Origin of the sequence: Butyrivibrio sp. MC2013 (genome assembly GCF_000424585.1) — a bacterium.
Taxonomy (GTDB): Bacteria; Bacillota; Clostridia; order Lachnospirales; family Lachnospiraceae; genus Butyrivibrio.
Genome location: NZ_AUKE01000048.1, coordinates 1 through 2,525 on the forward strand (window position 1 = coordinate 1; position 2,525 = coordinate 2,525).

At 38.3% G+C, this 2,525-nt stretch carries 2 protein-coding genes; both read right to left on the minus strand.

Annotated elements, in window-relative coordinates:
- Positions 1 to 77 precede the first annotated feature (77 nt).
- Complete coding sequence (gene istB, locus G636_RS0114410; protein ID WP_026508613.1) at positions 78 to 833, minus strand: IS21-like element helper ATPase IstB; 756 nt, start codon at positions 831 to 833, stop codon at positions 78 to 80.
- Between the two features lie 11 nt (positions 834 to 844).
- Positions 845 to 2,525 (minus strand): IS21 family transposase (gene istA, locus G636_RS18790; protein ID WP_207640246.1); only part of this gene is annotated, 1,681 nt, incomplete at its 5' end.

Below are 2,525 nucleotides of genomic sequence, written 5' to 3' on the forward strand. Positions count from 1 at the left end.
TGCAAATGTCAATATAAAAATGTAGGATTTATCTCAAATAAAGATGTATGAAAAACAACATTTTTATTTGAGATTTTTTAATTGTCTTCAGTCATAAACTGCATTTGATCCTTGAGCCTGTATGATGGTCCATTGATGTTTATGACAGAACAGTGATGAAGTAGCCTGTCCAACAAAGCATTTGTAAGAACTGGCTCCTGAAATATATCAGCCCACTTAGAGAAGGGGCTATTTGTAGTGATTATAGTTGATGACTTCTCATATCTTTTGGCTATCAGGTTGAAGAACAGATTTGCTGAATCAACATCCATCTTCTGATAGCCAAGCTCGTCTATAATCAACACTTTATATCTACAGAAAAATTTGATTCTTGTATCAAGTCTGTTCTCGGAAGCAGCTTTCTTAAGCTGTGATATCAAATCTTGAAATGTAATAAAGTAAACGCAGTATCTGTGCTTTGCAGCCTCTATTCCGATTGATACAGCAAGATTGGTCTTACCAACGCCCGGAGTTCCACAAAAAATGATATTTTCGTTGTTCTCAAGAAATCGCAGGGTCATTAAATCCATAATCTTTGCCTTATCCAGAGATGGCTGAAAACTGAAATCAAACTCATTGATTTCTTTTAGAAATGGAAAGTTGGCCACTTTTACGCATCCTTTGATTGTCTGTTCCTTTCGGAATCCAATCTCCATTTCAGTAAGTTCATAGATAGCGTCGAGTGCTGTCTTACTGCCATCGGCAATCATATCAAGATATTTGTCGATATTCTCCCTGAAGCGGTGAAGCTCCAGGGATTCAAGGTTATTTGCCAGACTGTTATAAGTATTCATTTTTCTCCTTCCTAAAACGGCATATCTTCGCCTTCGGGTATGTTTAAATCTATATAATCAGGAAAATTGATTCCTGAGTCTTCAGGAATATCCTCTTGATTACTGTTTTCGTACTCCTCAGCCTCTTTGCGTATATCCTCGATAAAGGCTTCTATATCTTTCTCATATTTTTTCTTGATTACTTTATATCCTTCATCGGTCAGGATACATTCTGCGCTACATGGCGCCATGTAATCATGAATCCAACAATCCAGATCAAGGTACTTGCATAGATTATCCTTAAGGGAAAACTTTATGTTTGATATGAAATTCTCTCTGTCCGCCACATATGGTAGTGTCATGTTCATTCCCTTGATAAAAGTAAGCCTGTCTGCGACCGGGATATGAGCATAATGCTCTATGATCCAGTGCCCATACTCGCTCTGATTAAGATATGCAATGAGTGCTTCGGCTGATTTTGTTGCTTCTAGTGCTGAGACCTCTATATTTCTGCTGTTAAGTAGCTGATCCATTTTTTCAAGATTTTCAGTTACAACTTTTTCCATGTCTTCTTTTTTTACCTTTCCTTTCATGAGATCACGATAATGCTCATCCTTGTAATTTATGGAATTGCTGCTCAGAGAGTGAAAGGTAACAAGCTTTCCGTTATAATAGATATAGAGCTTGTTATCCAAAAGGTCGGTCGTGACCTCTTCACCAATGAGCTCAGGGCTTACAGAGTATCTGCTATTGCCTACCCTTATCAATGCTTCATTTGAGACTTTATACTTGTTTGGCTTCAGGTATTCATCAATGATGCTCTGATTAGGCAGGGGCTTCAGATACTCTTTTTCCTTGTAAAAGAGAGCCGTTGGAGATATCTTTATTTCCTGATTTATGGTGATATTCATTTCCTGATTGATTTCTTCAATTATTGCAGCCAGCTCTTCAACAGTCTCAAACTCGCCCTCATAGGCCCTTATCCAGTCGATTACCTTATTCTTGGCTTCAACAGTGCCCTTGGTCTGCGCCTGCCTCGTGCCGCAGAATCTGATTTTAAATCCGAAATCTTTTGCCATTTTTCGTATGCTTTCAGTTGGCTTTTTAGGCTTAGCCTTTACATTCGCTACAGAAGACATGTTGTCAAAGAGCAGTTCTAAAGGTACACCCCCAAATTTAACAAAACTGTTTATGAGCCCACGTGAGACATCATCAAATCTTTTCTGTATAGACATATCAAGATGGCTGAACCTGGAATACTTTAAGGTGGTATGAAGCACGTTAATAGTAAAGATTTCACCATACTTATTGGCTATATCAATATCTTCCTTCCAATCTACCTGAGCCTGTTCACCAGGACCTTTTTCATATCTGGGATGACCTCCGCTATTCTTTGCTTTAGGCTTAAGCTTGTTCTTGGTGATATAGAAGTTGAAATTCGTATAGGAGCCTATCCGATTTATGCCGTATTTCTTCACCATGAATTCATATAGCCCCTTAACAGTTAATCTTCTGATGGTCAGCTTATCCGAAATCTCGTCTTTATACTGATCAAGTTTACTGCCTTTATTTCTTGTTTTGGGCTTGCCCTTGTATCCGTTATGATATTTTTTGACAGTCCTCCAATCCATGCCATATTTCCTACCAAGGGCAGCATAGTTTGGCTTGATATCAAGACTATCCATTACTGCCAGTTCTCCTTTAAGATTTTTT

What these genes read in the sequence shown, in the direction of transcription:
- istB (WP_026508613.1), bottom strand. Translation starts at nt 833, where the DNA reads ATGAATACTTATAACAGTCTGGCAAATAACCTTGAATCCCTGGAGCTT.